Source organism: Saccharopolyspora erythraea (assembly GCF_018141105.1).
In the GTDB taxonomy this organism is placed as follows: domain Bacteria; phylum Actinomycetota; class Actinomycetes; order Mycobacteriales; family Pseudonocardiaceae; genus Saccharopolyspora_D; species Saccharopolyspora_D erythraea_A.
In genome coordinates, this window is record NZ_CP054839.1 from 3,719,735 (window position 1) to 3,733,519 (window position 13,785).

At 70.7% G+C, this 13,785-nt stretch carries 12 protein-coding genes; 7 read left to right on the top strand and 5 right to left on the bottom strand.

Annotation, left to right across the window (positions count from 1 at the left end; genetic code table 11):
• Window positions 1–49 precede the first annotated feature (49 nt).
• From HUO13_RS17085 to HUO13_RS17105, 5 genes are all read left to right on the top strand, one after another.
• Window positions 50–967: an AurF N-oxygenase family protein gene (locus HUO13_RS17085; RefSeq protein ID WP_211902302.1), complete on the top strand. Its 918-nt coding sequence runs from the start codon at window positions 50–52 to the stop codon at window positions 965–967.
• Between the two features lie 4 nt (window positions 968–971).
• Window positions 972–2,498: an FAD-dependent oxidoreductase gene (locus HUO13_RS17090; RefSeq protein WP_211902303.1), complete on the top strand. Its 1,527-nt coding sequence runs from the start codon at window positions 972–974 to the stop codon at window positions 2,496–2,498.
• A gap of 167 nt (window positions 2,499–2,665) precedes the next feature.
• Window positions 2,666–2,815: a hypothetical protein gene (locus HUO13_RS17095; protein ID WP_211902304.1), complete on the top strand. Its 150-nt coding sequence runs from the start codon at window positions 2,666–2,668 to the stop codon at window positions 2,813–2,815.
• A gap of 67 nt (window positions 2,816–2,882) precedes the next feature.
• Complete coding sequence (locus HUO13_RS17100; protein WP_211902305.1) at window positions 2,883–6,011, top strand: type 2 lanthipeptide synthetase LanM family protein; 3,129 nt, start codon at window positions 2,883–2,885, stop codon at window positions 6,009–6,011.
• 187 nt (window positions 6,012–6,198) lie between these two features.
• Complete coding sequence (locus HUO13_RS17105; protein ID WP_211902306.1) at window positions 6,199–6,522, top strand: CU044_2847 family protein; 324 nt, start codon at window positions 6,199–6,201, stop codon at window positions 6,520–6,522.
• Between the two features lie 250 nt (window positions 6,523–6,772).
• On the opposite strand, the gene HUO13_RS17110 is transcribed toward HUO13_RS17105, so the two are convergent.
• Window positions 6,773–7,432, bottom strand: a complete 660-nt coding sequence (locus tag HUO13_RS17110; RefSeq protein WP_211902307.1) for an HAD family hydrolase — start codon at window positions 7,430–7,432, stop codon at window positions 6,773–6,775.
• Between the two features lie 199 nt (window positions 7,433–7,631).
• Here HUO13_RS17110 and HUO13_RS17115 point away from each other — a divergent pair, with 199 nt between their 5' ends.
• Complete coding sequence (locus tag HUO13_RS17115) at window positions 7,632–8,876, top strand: sensor domain-containing diguanylate cyclase (RefSeq protein WP_211902308.1); 1,245 nt, start codon at window positions 7,632–7,634, stop codon at window positions 8,874–8,876.
• 36 nt (window positions 8,877–8,912) lie between these two features.
• Here HUO13_RS17115 and catC read toward each other — a convergent pair whose 3' ends face one another.
• Genes catC through HUO13_RS17135 form a run of 4 tightly spaced genes read right to left on the bottom strand, consistent with a single transcriptional unit; the run spans window position 8,913 to window position 12,132 of the window.
• Window positions 8,913–9,203 carry a muconolactone Delta-isomerase gene (catC, locus tag HUO13_RS17120; RefSeq protein ID WP_211902309.1) on the bottom strand — a complete coding sequence of 97 codons (291 nt, stop codon included), beginning with the start codon at window positions 9,201–9,203 and terminating at the stop codon, window positions 8,913–8,915.
• A 31-nt stretch (window positions 9,204–9,234) separates the two neighbouring features.
• Window positions 9,235–10,092 carry a catechol 1,2-dioxygenase gene (gene catA, locus HUO13_RS17125; protein WP_211902310.1) on the bottom strand — a complete coding sequence of 286 codons (858 nt, stop codon included), beginning with the start codon at window positions 10,090–10,092 and terminating at the stop codon, window positions 9,235–9,237.
• Between the two features lie 31 nt (window positions 10,093–10,123).
• Window positions 10,124–11,227 carry a mandelate racemase/muconate lactonizing enzyme family protein gene (locus tag HUO13_RS17130; protein ID WP_211902311.1) on the bottom strand — a complete coding sequence of 368 codons (1,104 nt, stop codon included), beginning with the start codon at window positions 11,225–11,227 and terminating at the stop codon, window positions 10,124–10,126.
• A 2-nt stretch (window positions 11,228–11,229) separates the two neighbouring features.
• Window positions 11,230–12,132 (bottom strand): LysR substrate-binding domain-containing protein, encoded by a 903-nt coding sequence (locus HUO13_RS17135; RefSeq protein ID WP_211902312.1) that lies wholly within the window; start codon window positions 12,130–12,132, stop codon window positions 11,230–11,232.
• A 255-nt stretch (window positions 12,133–12,387) separates the two neighbouring features.
• Between HUO13_RS17135 and benA the strand changes: the two genes are divergently transcribed.
• Window positions 12,388–13,782, top strand: coding sequence for a benzoate 1,2-dioxygenase large subunit (benA, locus tag HUO13_RS17140; protein WP_211902313.1), 1,395 nt, complete (start codon window positions 12,388–12,390; stop codon window positions 13,780–13,782).
• The last annotated feature ends 3 nt before the right edge of the window (window positions 13,783–13,785 follow it).

Sequence of the window (13,785 nt, forward strand, 5' to 3'; positions counted from 1 at the left end):
GAGCAGTCACCGCTCGACGAGACCAGCCGCCGTCCTCGGAGGAGTACCCATGACGAGCAGCACCGCCCGGGACCACGCCGCCCCGTCGCAGCCCGACCGCCAGGAGGTCGCGGACCGGCTGCTGCGCTCATCGGAGATGCTGTCCTACGACCCGGTCCGGGAAGTGGACTGGGAGACCCCGCTGGACACCTCGTACCACGGCGCGAGTCCCGAGTGGAGCACGCTGTTCGGGACGGCGTACTGGGACGAGATGACGCCGGAGCAGCAGCGCGAGCTGACCCGGCAGGAAGCCGCATCGGTGGCCAGCACCGGCATCTGGTTCGAGATGATCCTGCAGCAGATGGTGCTCCGGGACTTCTACGCCAAGGACCCGACCGATCCCGCGTTCCAGTGGGCGCTGACCGAGATCGCCGACGAGTGCAGGCACTCCATCATGTTCGCCAGGGGCGCCGAGAAGCTGCGGGCGCCCGCGTACCGGCCGAGGCGGCTGGTGGTCGAGCTCGGCCGGGTGTTCAAGACCGTCGCATTCGGGGAGGCCGCCTACGCCGCGATCCTGGTCGCCGAGGAGGTCCTCGACGTCATGCAGCGGGACTGGATGCGCGACGAACGGGTCGTCCCGTTCGTGCGGACCGTGAACAACATCCACGTCGTCGAGGAGTCGCGGCACATGAAGTTCGCCCGCGAGGAGACCAGGGCCAGGCTGGAGGGGGCGAGCTGGCTGCGGCGGCAGATCAACGCCGTCGTGGTCGCGGGCGCTTCGTACTTCATCGTGACCAGCATGGTGAGCAGGAAGGTGTACGAGAACGCCGGTCTCGAGCCCGAGCGCGCCATCCGCGAGGCCAGGCACAACGAGCACCACAAGTCGATGCTGCGATCCAGCTGCTCGGGACTGATGGAGTTCCTCGGCTCGGCGGGCCTGCTGACCAGGGCGTCGCTGTGGTTCTACAAGCGCGCGAACCTCATCTGAGCCGATGGCGTACGCGATCACCCAGACCTGCTGCAACGACGCGTCCTGCGTGAAGGTCTGCCCCGTCAACTGCATCCACCCCACGCCCGACGAGCCGGACTTCGGCGCCGCCGAGATGCTCCACATCGATCCGGCCACCTGCATCGACTGCGGTGCCTGCGCGGACGCCTGCCCGGTCGAGGCGATCTTCCCGGTGGAGGACCTGACCGGGCCGCTCAAGCCCTACGCCGAGGTCAACGCGGCCTACTACGCGGCGAGGACTCCCTCGCCGAAGGCGGCGGACGTGGCCCCGAACTTCCACAGCTGGGGGCCGCCGCGCTTCACCCGCACCATTCCCGGCGACTTCCCACAGCTGGACGTCGCGGTCGTCGGCACCGGCCCGGCGGGCATGTACGCCGTGGAGGACCTGCTGCTGCACACCAACGCGCGGGTCACTCTGATCGACCGGCTGCCCGTCGCGGGCGGGCTCGTGCGGTACGGCGTGGCGCCCGACCACCCGTCGACCAAGAAGATCGGCGAGACCTTCACCCGTTTCCACACCCACCCCCGGCTGCGGATGCGACTGGGCGTCGAGGTCGGCAAGGACGTCACCGCCGGCGAGCTGGCCGCGCGGCACGATGCCGTGATCTACGCGGTCGGCGCCTCCTCCGCGCGACGGCTCGGCGTTCCGGGGGAGGATCTGCCCGGCAGCATCGCCGCCACCACCCTCGTGGCCTGGTACAACGGGCACCCGGACGTCTCCGCCGACGCGGTCGGCCTCTCGGCAGGCAGAGCGGTCGTGGTCGGCAACGGCAACGTCGCCCTCGACATCGCCAGAATCCTCACCGCGGAGCCGGACGCGCTGGAGAGCACGACGATCTCCCGCGCCGCGTTGGCGCGGCTGCGTTCGAGCGAGGTGCGCGAGGTCGTGCTCCTGGCACGCTGCGGTCCGCGGGAATCCGCCTGCACGATGCCGGAACTGCTCGCCCTCACCCAGGGCGAAGACATCGAACTCGTCGTGGACACCCACGATCCGCGTATCGCGGAGGCCATCGACGGCGCACCCGCGGGCAGCAAGGCGAGCTTGCTGCGGGGTGCCACCCGGGAGGCCGTCGACTGGTCCGCTCCGCCGCCGCGGGGACAGCGCCGCATCGTGTTCCGCTTCCATTCCGCGCCGCGGGAGTTCCTGGGCGACGAACAGGTTCGCGGGCTCCGCGTCTCGGGGCGGAACGACGACGTGGAGATCAGCTCCGGCCTGGTCGTGCGCGCGATCGGCTACCGGGGAACCGAGCTGCCCGGGCTGCCTTTCGACCAGGGCAGCGGCACCATCCCGCACACCGGCGGCCGCGTGGACGGCCAGCCGGGCACCTACGTCGTCGGATGGATCAAACGCGGCCCCTCGGGCGGCATCGGCGCCAACAGGACGTGCGCGCAGGAAACGGTCGGCGCACTGCTCGACGACGCCATCGCCGGCCGGCTCCCGGCGGCGCGCCGACGGGTTTCCGCGAGCCCGGCCACGTCGTTGGCCCGACGCCTTCGCGGCCACTCCTGACCCTCGACCTCGCCGAGACCCGCGCTTGAGTGGCAAACGGTGCTTGCGCTCGCCGTCAACCCGTATTTGGCACCTTGTCGCCAATGTTGATCAATGCCTCCTGGCGGAACCTACGATCGTGTCAACCCCGATCCCGGGGCGTGACGACAACGTGATTGGAGGCCGTTATGGAAGATCTCTCCAACGCTGTTGGTGAACTGCTCGCAGGTGTCGATTCTCCGGTGGGGCAGGCGCCGGGGCTCACCCAGCGGCTCGAGGACCGGAGCACGACGCCGGCGGACGCCAGCTTCACCGACTACCCGATCTGCTGCACCTGACCGACCTGTCCGGTGGATGGCCGCCGTCGTGCGGCCATCCACCGCACCAACTCGGGTGGAGGCACCGATGATCGGCGAGGACGCACTCACGCTCGGCGAGGACGCACTCACGCTCGGCGAGTACCTGGATCTTCCGCCCGGGGGTCCGGCCCGGCCCGAGGTCCTGAAGAGGTTCGACGCGGCGATGGCCTTCTGGCACGCCGATGACGGGCTCACCGCGGCGGTGCCCGCTTCGCTCGACGGCCGGTCAGGGGCCGAGTTGCGTCGTCTCGTGGGAGAGCGGCGCATCGGCCCAGGACATCCGCTCGCCGAGGTGCTCGGCGAGCTCGACGACGTGCTGCGGGCATGGAAGCGGACCGCCGAACACGATGCTGAGGACTGGGAAAGCGCGGTCCACGACGTCATCGCCCCGCTCGTCGAAGCCGCGCGCGAGCACGCCTTGCGGGAGGTCGCCCGGCATCCGGGAGTCCGGTCCGCCGACATGGCGCGCGTTGCCTGCCGGGAATGGCTCCGCAGGCCACCGCCATCCCTGCTGCAGACGGTGGTCGGCGCGTTCGTCGTGGACATGCGGGCCGCGCAGCGGCTCGCCGGTGAGGCGCCGTCCGAGCTGAACTGGTTCGCGCATCATCTGGCCGCTGTATGCGCGGATTCGGGCAGCCGCTTGGCTTTCTTCGCCCGCTACCCGCTGCTGACCCGGTTCCTGCGCGTCCGGCTGCGCAACTGGGCGGCCGCGGCGGTTGAGTTCGCGCTCCGCCTGGACCGCGACCACGACGCGCTCGCCGGGCTGCTGGGCGCTGACCGGCTCACGGTCACGTGGGTGGAGACCGGGCTCGGCGACGCGCACAACGGCGGCCGCGGGGTCGCCCGAGTGGTCTTCGAGGAAGGGGCCGTCGCCTACAAACCACGGTCGTTGCGCGCGATGCGGGTGCTGCGCGACCTGCTGTGCGTGCTCGAAGAGCGATACGGCGTGTCCGCCGAGGTGTTCCTGCCCGAGGTGATCGACCAGGGGGAATACGGCTGGACCGAGTGGATCGACCCCAAGCCCTGCCGCACCGCGGATGACGTCGCCGACCACTACCGGCGGCTGGGCGAGCTGCAAGCGGTGGTGTGGCTGCTCGGTGCCACAGACCTGCACTCGGCGAACATCGTGGCCTCGGGCGGCAGGCCCTTCCTGGTCGACTGCGAGACGCTGCTCTCACCCGTGAACGGGGCAACCGGGCGGACGCGCCCGGAAATCCTTCGCGAGTCACCGATGTCGACGGGTGTGCTGCCCGTCGACGCGACGCTCGACGTCGACCACGTGCGCGACATCTCGGCCTTCGGCGGCGGAGCCGGAGGAGCCGAGTGGCGGGCGCCCGGCTGGGCGTTCCCCGGCACCGGTGACATGCGCGCGACCACCCGCGTCGTGCGACTTCCCGCCGCGGCGAGCCTTCCCAGACGGGACGACGGCGTGGATGTCGACCCGTACGAACACGACCGGCAGTTCCTCTCGGGCATGGCCGGGACCTCCGCCGCGCTCGCCCGGATCGCCGGTGACCTCGCGGCCGACCCGGCGGTCGAATCGCTGCTCTCGGGGACACCGGTACGGGTCCTGTTGCGTCCCACCGCCGAGTACGTCCAGGTCATCCAGGCGTTGCGGCATCCGGCGGTCCTGCACAACGCCTTCCTCGCCGAGGGCGCTTTCGAATGCCTGCTCCAGGAACCGGTGCACGCCGATGCGGTGCACCAGCGCACCGTCTACGCCGCTGAGCGGGCGGCTCTGCTCCGCGGCGACATCCCGTACTTCGAGGTCCACGCGGACCGGCGCGACCTGATCGGATGCGACGGCAGCGTGATCGAGGACTTCTACGCGGCCTCCCCCATCGACCACTTCCGCGAGCGGGCAAGCCGGCTCGCGGTCGGAGACGAAGCGCTGGGATGGGCGGCAGAGGCCGCCGTGTACTGCGGGAAGCTCAACGCGCACGGCCGGCGCGCGCACTCGGCGGGGAAGGTGGAGCACCATGCCCGCCGCGACGACGCACCGGGCGGTGAGTCGCACCTGGTGGCGGGGGCCACGGCGCTCGCGGAGTGGATCGCGCGGATGAGCTGCGACGGGCATTCGTGGCTGAGCGTGACCCTGGACGAGAACGAGCGGTGGAAGGTCCTTCCGGCCGGGGGTTCGCTGTATCTCGGCACCGCGGGCGTCCTGCTCTTCCTCGACACGCTCTGCCGGGAGACCGGTGGCACCTCCGAAGTCGTGCGGGTGCGGGAGAAGCTGTGGGAGAGCTGGATCGGCAGTGATCCCGCCGAACTGCACGAGGGCAACCGAGGTGCCTTGATCGGACTCGCAGGCGACCTGCACGTCACGCGGCTGTTCGGCCACCACAGCGGTGACCAGCGGCTTCGCACCCGGGCCGAGGCCGTGCTCGACCAGCTCGGAGACGAGGTCGAAGGGCTGGACCTGCTGACCGGAGCAGCCGGGATCGTGCTGGTGCTCTCCCGCGTCGCCGCTGACCAGGGAAACCCGCTCCGGCACCGCGCTGCGGCTACGGCCGCACGGCACGTTCAGCGGCTGCTGCGAGATGTGCGCGGCGACTCGGACGGATGCGTGTGGGACCTCGACGGCGAGAAGCGTTCGACGACGGGGTTCGCCCACGGCACGTCGGGAATCGCCTATGCGTTGCACGAGTTCGCCGATGTCGCGCACGACCTCGGGTGCTGGCCGGAGTTGGTGGACCGATGCCGTGCCGTGTTCGATCGTGCCTGCGAGTGGGAGCGTGCCTGCGGTCCGGCGGCCGTGAAGTGGCCGACGTGGTGCAACGGTGCCGCGGGACTGGCCCTGGCTCGCGCCGCGGTGCTGCGCAAGAACGAGCGCGCGAATCTCGTCCGGGACCTGGAAGAGGCGGTGGGGTCCTGCCTGAGCGCCGAGCTCGGCCGCCGCTACACCCTCTGCCACGGTGATCTCGGCGTGGCGGAGGCACTGCTGCAAGGCGCACGGGTGACCGGTCGCCAGGACTGGCGGGACGCGGCGATGCGCATCGGTGCCGATGCGGCGACCTGGGCGAGGAACTCCGATGGCCGGATTGCCGAAACGGACGCGGGAGACGTGCTCTCTCCCGGGCTGCTGGGCGGTGCCGCGGGTGTCGGGTACGAGCTGTTGCGGCTCGCCCGCCCCGAACGGGTTCCCTCGATCCTCACGCTGGAGCGCACTGCCTGAACGTCGGCAGGTGTCCGGGAGTCCGCCGACCAGCACCAGCCGGGGAATCGCCCGCCCGCCGGATGTGGTCGGCGGCCCGCTGCGCCGGACGCGCTCTTCAGGAGCGATTTGAGGAGACCGCGAGCGACGCAGGTGAACACCTCGCCCTGCGATCAGGTCCCCATTTCCCGAGCACGGGAGCGCAGAAATGGCACAGCTGGTCAGCATGCCGTTGGAGGACGGCGGCGAGATCCTCGTCGAGTCGGCCGATGGCCACGGTGCCATCCCGGTCGGCGCGGGCGGCAGGGTCGTGCAGGCGTCGGAGACGGTGCAGAAGGCCATGGGCAGCATCCGCTCGGCGGCCGAGGCCGTGCTCGGCGAGCTGCGGGCGATGGAGCAGCCGCCGTCGAAGGTCAACGTGCAGTTCGGCATCAAGGTCACCGGTGAGGCGAGCCTGGCGGTGGCGAAGTCCGCGGGCGAGGCGAACTTCAACGTCACCCTGGAGTGGAACGGGGTCGTCGAGGACTCATGACGACGAGATCCCGGACGTTGGCGCGGGCGCGGTGCTGGTGCTCGACCAGTTCGAGGAGACCGTGATCGCGGACCCGGCTGCGGCGCCGATCCCGCTCGATCCCGAGATGTGGCTCCGCGACCGTGCCGGTTCGCCGATCGCGAGTTCACCGAGCAGGAGAAGCAGATGTTCCCGGACGCCGACCACAAGCGCCCGTGCGCCGGATGAGCAGTGCTGCGCGCTCCGGCGGCCTCATCGCTCGGACCACCCGTCAGTCGGCTGCCGCGAGAGGGGTGTGGTCCAGTGCGGATCGCAGCTGCGGTAGGGAGTCGTACACGGCGACGGCGCCGGCGTCGAACAGTTCGGCTTCGGCCCATCCGCCGGTGCGAACGCCCAGGGTGGGGATGCCGAGGCGGCGCGCGGCGTAGCAGTCCCACGCCGAGTCGCCGACGAAGACCGCGTTGCGGCCGTCGACGGCTTGCATGGCGGCGTCTATGAGGTCGGGCGCGGGTTTCGTCCGCTGGACTTCCGCGGAGGTCACCCAGTCGTCGGTGATGGTGCTGCCGCCGAGGAGGTCGAGGAAGTGTTCTGCGTGGGCGCGTTCGGCCGAGGTTGCCAGCGCCAGCCGGAAGCCCCGGCGCCGGATCTCCTCGAGCAGGTCTCGTGCCCCTTCGAGGGGTCGGACCTCGTCGACCAGCTGGTCGAACTCATCCCCGTGCGCCTTGCGGAGGTCGTCGCCGTGTTCGCGTTCGGCCCGCGCCCCGGCGACGTGCTGCACGAACTGGTCGCCGCCCATGCCGATGGCCCGGTGCAGGCGCCACACGGGCATGGTCAGGTCGAACCGGCGGAAGGCGCGGAACCAGGCCAGCGCGTGCTGGTAGTTCGAGTCCACCAGCGTCCCGTCGATGTCGAACACCGCCGTGTCAGGCACGAAAAGACCCACCTCCGATGCGCGTTCCTCGGGGCGTACCCGGTGTGGTCGCGGGTGAAACGGCCTGCGCGGGTACGTGGTGCGAGTCTTCCGGGTCGCCATGGCAGCGCGAAGACTCACAGGCGGCACCGGCGTGTACTCGCCGGTAGCGGGTACCCGGGGATGGAAGGGCACGAGCACTACTGTTTGCAGGTAGCCGATGGAGAGTTCCACGCTGGCCGCCGAAGTCCCGTGGCGAACCGTTCTGCACCAGGCGGCGGGCCCCGTGTCGATCGTCGATCTGCAGGGCCGTCTGGTCTACGTCAACCCGGCTCTGTGCCGCCTGCTCGGCTACGACGCCGAGCACCTGCTGCGCCGCGCTCCGCGCGATGTCACCCACCCGGGCGACCCGATGCTGGACCGGCAGGCGATCGAGCGCATGCTGGCCGGATCCCAGCGGTCCGCGGAGGTGGAGAAGCGCCTCGTGCGTGCCGACGGCACGGTCATCTGGGTGCTGGTGACCAGCTCCCTCATCCGGCACCGCGACGGCCGCCCCGTGTTCCTGCTGTGCCAGATCCAGGAGATCACCGCGCGCAAGGAGTCCGAGCTGCTCTGGCGGCGCACCCTCGCCCACGCCCCGATCGGCATGGCGCTGCTGGACATGCGGACGCACTTCGTGGAGGTCAACGGCAGGTTCTGCGAGATGGTCGGCTATCCCCGCGAGGAGCTGGTGGGACGACGCGTGATCGACCTGATCTACCACGGTTACCGGAGGCAGGTGGAGGAGCTGAACGCCGAGCTCCGGGAGGGCCGCGCCGACACCGGCAGCGTGGACGTCTGCCTGCGCCACCACGACGGGCACCCGTTCTGGATGCTGGCCCGCGTCAGCGTGGTGCGCGGGGTCCAGGAGCGGCCGGTCTACATGGTCGGGCAGTACGAGGCGCTTGGAGACGACGGGCGGGTGAGCGAGGAACGCCTGGCCGAGCTGACGCGCATGGCGTTGCACGACCCGCTGACCGGCCTGGCCAACCGCGCCCTGCTCATCGACCGGTTCCAGCACGAGCTCGCCGAGCTCGGCGAACGGGGAGGCGTGCTCTCGGTGTTCCTGGTCGACCTCGACCGGTTCAAGGAGATCAACGACGGCTACGGGCACCAGGCCGGTGACCAGGTCCTGCAGGCCGCGGCGCGCGAGCTGCAGGGCAGCGTGCGCCCCAGCGACACCGTGGCCCGCACCGGGGGTGACGAGTTCGTCGTGCTCGCCAGCGTCGCCGACGACAGCGAGGCCGAGGCGCTGCACGCCCGGATCACCGACCGGCTGAACCGGACCGCCACCGCTGGTGGTCATCGCATCGACCTGGCCGCCAGCGTGGGACTGGCGACCACCCGCAGCGCCTCGGCCGCCTCCCGCGACCTGCTGGCAGGCGCCGACCGCGACATGTACGCGCGCAAGCAGCGCTCCGGGTAGAGCAGCGGCTTCCGGCCGGGCGCCGACTTCCGCGCCTCAGGTGGGTACGTCGGTGACCTTGGAGGGGTGGGTGGCCAGCGGCGTGACCTTGATCGTCATGTGCGGGAACAGCGGCAGGGCCGAGAGCAGCTCGTGCAGCTCGTCGGTCGACTCGACGTCGAAGACCGAGATGTTGGAGTACTCACCCGCGATGCGCCACAGGTGCGGCCACTTCCCGGCGCGCTGCAACCGCTGGCTGTAGGCCTTCTCGCGGGCCACGGTGTCGGCGCGGATGTCGGGGTCGAGGTCGTGGGGGAGGTGCACATCCATCCGGACGTGGAACAGCATGGGTGAGTCTCCAATCAGGGGACCGAGTTCGTCAGTTCCGCACCGGGTCGAGCACGAAGTCGTAGGACACGGTTTCGCTGCGGCCGTCGTCCGCGGGCTTCGGCGCGAGCACCAGTTCCGGCTTGACCGCGGAGGCGATGTCGTCGTCGTTGTGCTGGTCTCCCAGGAAGTACAGCTGCGCGGTGAGCTGCTCGTGCCCCGGCGCGGACACCTTGACGTGCAGGTGCGCCGGGCGCCATGCGTGCCAGCCCGCGGCGGCGATCAGCTTGCCGCACGCGCCGTCGGTCGGGATCTGGTAGGGCGCGGGCCGGACGGTGGTGATCTGGAAGGAGCCGTCGGAGTCCGCCGAGAACGTGCCGCGCAGGTTCCACTCCGGGATGCCTGGGGCGAACTGCGAGTACAGGCCGTGGGCGTCGGCGTGCCACAGCTCGATCGACGCCTGCCCGAGGGCGCTGCCGTCGGTCGAGGTGACACGGCCGCTCCAGACCAGCGGCGTGCCGGGTTCGCCGTCGCGCATCGGCACCGCGCCGCGCGCGCCCCGCTCCGGTGCGCCGGGCACGTAGTAGGGGCCCTCGATGGTGCCCTTGTTGCCCTCCCGGTGCTCGGTGGCGACCTCCTCGACGACGTGCTCGACCCACACGTCCAGGAACAGCGGCCACTCGCCGTCCTCACCGACGCTGATCAGCCACGCCTTCAGTGCGTTGAACTCGTCGTAGGTGACCTTGTGCTCGCGGATGGTCGTGTGGACCGCCTCCAGCACCTCGCGGGCCAGCAGGTCCACGCGCTCGGACGGCGTGGCGGCGGCGCCCGAGGTCTTGTCGGACTTGAACCGCTCGGTGGCGTTTGCGCCGGAGGCGGCCGCGGTGGGTGCGTCGTGGGTGGTGGACATGGGGTCCTCCTCGGTTCCTTTTTCGTGCGGGTCAGGTGTCCTGGCGGTAGTGCCGGAGCTTCGCGGGGTCGATCTCGACCCCGAGGCCGGCGCCCGGGCGGATGGCCAGCTCGCCGTTGCGGATGTCCAGTGGTTCGGTGAGCAGGTCGTCGCTCATGTCGAGGAAGTTGGACAGCTCGCCCGCGCGGCGGGACGTGAGCCGGTAGGCCGCCCCGAACGCGACCGTGCAGACCGATCCCAGCTGGCCGTCGATCTGGTTGCCCATCACGACTTCCAGGCCCAGGCCCTCGGCGAGGTGGTGCACGCGCTGCGAGTGCGTGAAGCCGGTGCGCGCGGTCTTGACGCTGACCGCGGTCGCCGAGCCGGCCAGCACCTCCCGCGTCACGTCGGCCGGGGTGACGGCGGACTCGTCGGCGATGAACGGCACGTCGAGCTGGGACACCAGCCAGCGCCGTCCCAGCACGTCGTCCGCCGGGCACAGCTCCTCGGCGAAGAGCAGGCCGAGGTCGGCCATCTCCTTCATCGCCACCGCCGACTCCGAGGCGGTCCAGCCGCGGTTGCCGTCGACGTAGAGCTCGACGTCGTCGCCGAGCCCGTCGCGCAGGGCCCGCACCACCGCGGTGTCCAGGGCGACCGGGCGGCGTCCGACCTTCACCTTGAACGTGGTGATGCCGTGCCGGGCGCGCATCCGCTCCGCCTCGGCCACCATGGCGGCGGGCTCGTCGAAGCCGAGCATGTGCGAGACGCGCATCCGGTCGGTGTAGCCGCCGAGAAGTTCGGTGACCTGCACGTCCAGGGTGCGGCCCAGCGCGTCCCACACGGCCATGTCGATCGCGGCCTTGGCCGCCGGGTTGCCCACGGTGCGGCCCAGCCGGGCCGCGGCGGTCTCGCGTTCGAGCAGGCTCAGGCCCACGACCTGGGGCGCGAAGATCTTCTCGATCACCGCGACCACCCCGGCCTGGGTCTCGCCGTAGGTGAACGGCCGGGGCGGCGCCTCGGCCACCCCCACGATCCCGTCGTCGGTGTGCACCCGGACGAGCACGTGCTCGGCGGCGTGCACCTCGCCCGAGGCGAACCGGAGCGGCTTGCGGTAGGGGATGGCGAAGGGGATCGCCTCGATACTGGTGATCTTCAACGTCAGACCTCGCTGGGGTGCGGTTCGGCGGGCAGGGCGGTCTCGAGGACTTCGAGGACCGACCGCAGGAGTGCGGAGTCGTCGTCGCGCCGCCAGGCGAGTGCGAGCTCGACGCTGCCGGCGTCGGCCAGGTCGCGGAACACGACACCGGCCAGCGGCAGCGCGCGGGCCGACGCGGGCAGGACCGCGACGCCGAGGCCGCCTGCGACGAGCGCGAGCAGCACGGCGGTGCCCGCCGCCTCGTGCTCGCGGTGCGGGCTGAAGCCCGCCGCCTGGCAGCTGCGCAGCACCGCGTCGTTGACCACCGAGTCCTTGCCCGCGTAGACGATGAAGTCCTCGGCTCTGAGGTCGGCCACCGACAGCTCCGGTTCGACCGCGAGCCGGTGGTCGGCGGGCACGGCCAGGATCAGCGGTTCCACCTCGATCGTGTGCAGCTCGATGCCGTCGCCCCGGGACGGCGGGCGCAGCACGCCGAGGTCGAGGTCGCCGTCGCGCAACCCGTCGCACTGGGCCGGGGTGAGCAGGTCCGGGTGGATCTCCAGCGCGACGCCGGGCAGCTCACGCCTGACCACGCGGGCGATCCGGGGCAGCTGGGAGAACGCCGCGGTACCGGTGAAGCCGACCCGGAGCAGGCCGCCACGGCCGTCGGCGATGCGGCGCACGCCCCGCACGCTGTCGTCGACCGCGCCCAGCACCCGCCGCGCCTCGCCGAGGAGGAACTCGCCTGCCGGCGTGAGCCGCACCTGGCGCGTGGTGCGGGTGAACAGGGGTGCGCCGAGCTCGGCCTCCAACTGCCGGATGGCGTGCGAGAGGGCGGGTTGCGCCACGTGCAGCCGCTCGGCGGCCCGGCCGAAGTGGCAGGTCTCGGCCACCGCGGTGAAGTAGCGCAGGTGTCGCAGTTCCATCGTCGGACCTCCCTCCAGCTCCACGCCGACGTGCCGGTGCCCTCGCTGAATGCACGGTAGGCACCGGAATTGAGTCAGGACAAGGAGCTGTTTTCGCGTGATTGATAAATGACATCGATTAATTACACCCTGGGTCAGGACTAGGCATTCGCCTGGTGTGACCGCCGCCACCTGCTGCCATGGTCTGCGGTCATGCCGGGCGGCCACGTGCCGCCGCCAGGCCGATCAGAGCCGATCGAGGCCGTTGGAGGACCCATGACCGAGACGCTGGACCATCTCCGGGCCGTCCTCGCCGACGCCGTGGTCGATGACCGCGACGCAGGCGTGCACCGGGCGAACCGCCGGATCTTCACCGACGAGGAGATCTTCGAGCTGGAGATGAAGCACATCTTCGAGGGCAACTGGATCTACCTCGCGCACGAGAGCCAGATCCCGAATCCGGGTGACTACTTCACGACCTACATGGGACGTCAGCCGGTGGTCGTCACCCGGGACCGCGACGGCGAGCTGCACTGCCTGATCAACGCCTGCGCGCACCGCGGCGCGATGGTCTGCCGCCGCAAGACCGACAACCGGCTGACCCTCACGTGCCCGTTCCACGGCTGGACGTTCCGCAACGACGGCAAGCTGCTCAAGGTCAAGGACCCCGACGGCGCCGGGTATCCGGACTCGTTCGACACCGCCGGCTCGCACGACATGACCAGGGTCGCCCGGTTCGACGGCTACCGCGGTTTCCTGTTCGCCAGCCTGAACCCGGACGTGCCGAGCCTGGGCGAGCACCTCGGCGACACCACCAAGGTCATCGACATGCTCGTCGACCAGTCCCCGGAGGGCCTGGAGGTGGTGCGCGGCGCATCGACCTACACCTACGACGGGAACTGGAAGGTGCAGGCCGAGAACGGTGCCGACGGCTACCACGTCACCGCCACGCACTGGAACTACGCGGCCACCACCGCGCGACGCGGCACGGGCGAGTCCAAGAACGACACCAAGGCCCTCGACGCGGGCGGCTGGGGCAAGTCCGGCGGCGGCTACTGGTCGTTCCCCCGCGGGCACCTGTGCCTGTGGACGTGGGCGGCGAACCCGCAGGACCGTCCACTGTGGAACCAGATGGACGAGCTCAGGCGCGAGTTCGGCGAGGCCAAGGGCGAGTTCATGGTGAAGGGCTCCCGCAACCTCTGCCTGTACCCCAACGTGTACCTGATGGACCAGTTCAGCACGCAGATCCGGCACTTCCGCCCGATCGCGCCGGACAAGACCGAGGTGACCATCTACTGCATCGCCCCGAAGGGCGAGAGCGCGGCGGCGCGGGCGCACCGGATCCGGCAGTACGAGGACTTCTTCAACGCCTCGGGCATGGCCACCCCGGACGACCTCGAGGAGTTCCGCTCCTGTCAGCTCACCTTCCGCGCGGGCGCAGCACCCTGGAACGACATGAGCCGCGGTGCGCGGCACTGGCTGAGCGGGCCGGACGAGGTGGCCGAGTCGCTCGGCATGCACGACGTGCTCTCGGCCGGGCAGAAGAACGAGGACGAGGGCCTCTACCCGGTGCAGCACGGCTACTGGCTGCAGACCATGCGAGAGGCGGTCGACCGGGAGGAGCGCCGGTCCGGCCAGGACGCCGAAGCCCTCGTCCCCGACAACGCGTGAGGA